The organism is Pontibacterium sp., assembly GCF_041587635.1.
In the GTDB taxonomy this organism is placed as follows: Bacteria; Pseudomonadota; Gammaproteobacteria; order Pseudomonadales; family Balneatricaceae; genus Pontibacterium.
This window is the reverse complement of record NZ_JBFGYC010000570.1, coordinates 1-2,525: the sequence shown is the minus strand read 5'-3', so window position 1 is coordinate 2,525 and position 2,525 is coordinate 1. Positions and strand designations below refer to the sequence as shown.

The window sequence follows — 2,525 nt, the reverse complement described above, 5'->3', positions numbered from 1 at the left end:
CAGGAGGTCTCGATTCCTAATACACGCATCTTGTCTAAACTGTAATTGATGATTGGAAGCGATATTATCCAGCAATCTGCTGTAAATTTCACGGTATTGCTCTTTACATCGATGGTAAGCAGCATTAGAATTTTGCCCCTCGCCACAGGTGCGACTTTTTGCTATCTGTGATGAGACTGTGGATTAACTCAATAAATTAAGGTTTGTATACACATGCCAGCGGTAAAAGTTAAAGATAACGAGCCATTTGACGTAGCTCTGCGTCGCTTCAAACGTTCTTGCGAAAAAGCAGGTATTCTGGCAGAAGTTCGCCGTCGCGAATTCTACGAGAAACCAACTTCTGTTCGTAAGCGTAAAGCAGCTGCAGCGGTTAAACGTCACGCGAAGAAAGTTTCTCGCGAAAACGCTCGTCGCGTACGTCTGTACTAATCCACGAGATAGATCCTCACCAGCTTAATCAGAGGTAGGTAATACGATGTCCGAACTCAAGCAGCAGATCACCAACGAGATGAAAGCTGCCATGCGCGCCAAAGATAAGGAGCGCCTGGGTACGATCCGTATGATCCTTGCCGAGCTGAAACGCATCGAAGTTGACGAGCGTATAGAGCTGGATGATGCACGAGTCCTGGCGACGCTGGACAAAATGTCCAAACAGCGTCGCGACTCAATCTCACAGTATGAAGCAGCGAACCGCCAGGATCTGGCGGATGTAGAGCGACGGGAGATGGAGGTGATTAAAACTTTCCTGCCGCAACCGCTAACCGAAGAAGAGATCAGCCAACTGATCGAACAGGCAATTTCCACCAGTGGCGCGCAGTCCATGCAGGACATGGGCAAGGTGATGGGTCTATTGAAGCCCCAGATCCAGGGCCGCGCTGACGTAGGTGAGACGTCCAAACTCGTAAAACAGCGCCTGTCCAGCTAAACTGCCGCTGTTCATTCAGCAGCAGCAACTAAATGGCCGGACGAATCCCCCAACACTTCATCGACGATCTTCTTGCACGCGTCAATATCATCGACGTACTGGACGGCCGCGTACAGAAGTTAAAGCGCACCGGCAAGAATTACTCCGGACTCTGCCCTTTCCATAAAGAGAAAACCCCCTCCTTTACGGCCAACCAGGAAAAGCAGTTTTACTACTGTTTCGGCTGTGGTGCCGGCGGCAACGCTTTAGGGTTCCTTATGGAATACGACCATCTCGACTTTCCACAAGCAGTGGAAGAACTGTCCAAGATGGTGGGCATGGAGGTGCCGCGGGAAGAATCCCAGCACAACCGACAGCAACAACAGCACCTGAAGTCGCTTTACGATCTACTTACTCAGGCAGCAGAGTTTTACAGCCAGCAGCTGCGCAGTCATGCCAGCCGACAACAGGCGGTTAATTACCTGAAATCCAGAGGCCTGTCAGGCCAGGCGGCCAAGGCATTCGAGATCGGCTTTGCACCTCCAGGCTGGGATAACCTGCTTAACCATGTGGGCGATAGCAGCGACAATCGGCAGCTTCTGGAAAAAGCCGGCCTACTTATCCACAATGAAGAACGCAACAGCGATTATGATCGATTCCGTAACCGCATTATGTTTCCGATCCGCGATCAACGCGGCCGGGTCATTGCGTTTGGCGGTCGCGTCTTAGGCGACGACAAACCCAAGTACCTGAACTCTCCGGAAACCGAAACCTTCCACAAAAGCCGTGAACTGTACGGTCTGTACGAAGCCCGCAAGCATAACCATAAGCTTGAGCGCCTACTGATCGTTGAAGGCTATATGGATGTGGTTGGCCTGGCCCAATACGGTATTCATTACGCGGTCGCCACTCTCGGCACCGCCACCACAGCACAGCATCTGGAACGCATTTTCAAGATCGTGCCGGAAGTAATTTTCTGTTTCGATGGTGATGAAGCAGGCCGCACTGCGGCGAAACGGGCCTTAAGCACCACCCTGCCGGTCATCAAGGATGGTCAGGAAGCCCGCTTTCTGTTCTTACCGGAAGGCGAAGACCCGGACAGCTTGGTACGCAAAGAAGGCTCCGACGATTTCAGCCAACGCCTGGATGAAGCCCTGCCTCTGGCGGAATTTTTCTTTAAAAGCCAGTCGGAAGAAATGGACCTCAACAGCATGGACGGCCGCGCCCGATTCAGCAGTGCTGCGCTCCCCCTTATCCAGGGTATGAAACCCGGCATCCTGAAGCAAATGATGCTGGATCGCGTAAGTGAATTGACCGGACTTTCACAGGACCAGCTAGAGAGTGTCGTTAACCTGCACAGCGCAACCCAGACTGCAGAACCCACTCAACAACCACAACCTGAATACTATCCTACAGATTACTACGATGATGGGGATAGTTATCCGGCACCGGAATATTTCCCGGAAGAGGTATCCAGCGAGCCACGCAAACAGCAGTTCAGCAAACGCAGGATGAGCAATAAAGCGCGCAACACCGTCCAGATCGAACTTAGTGAGCGCATAATCTCGTTGCTGCTGCACTTTCCAACGCTGGCTCGGTTATGCGAACTGCCCGCAAAACT

The 2,525-nt window shown here is 52.0% G+C and carries 3 protein-coding genes; all 3 read left to right on the top strand.

Translation table 11 applies throughout. The features are described 5' to 3' along the window. Positions 1–213 precede the first annotated feature (213 nt). Entirely contained in the window at positions 214–429 is a 216-nt protein-coding gene (gene rpsU, locus ABYW01_RS19165) for a 30S ribosomal protein S21 (protein ID WP_282350104.1), read from the top strand. A gap of 46 nt (positions 430–475) precedes the next feature. Beyond that, entirely contained in the window at positions 476–925 is a 450-nt protein-coding gene (locus tag ABYW01_RS19160; protein ID WP_372835929.1) for a GatB/YqeY domain-containing protein, read from the top strand. Positions 926–957: 32 nt separating this feature from the next. Further along, the coding region (gene dnaG / locus ABYW01_RS19155) for a DNA primase (protein ID WP_372835927.1) at positions 958–2,525 on the top strand (1,568 nt) is incomplete at its 3' end.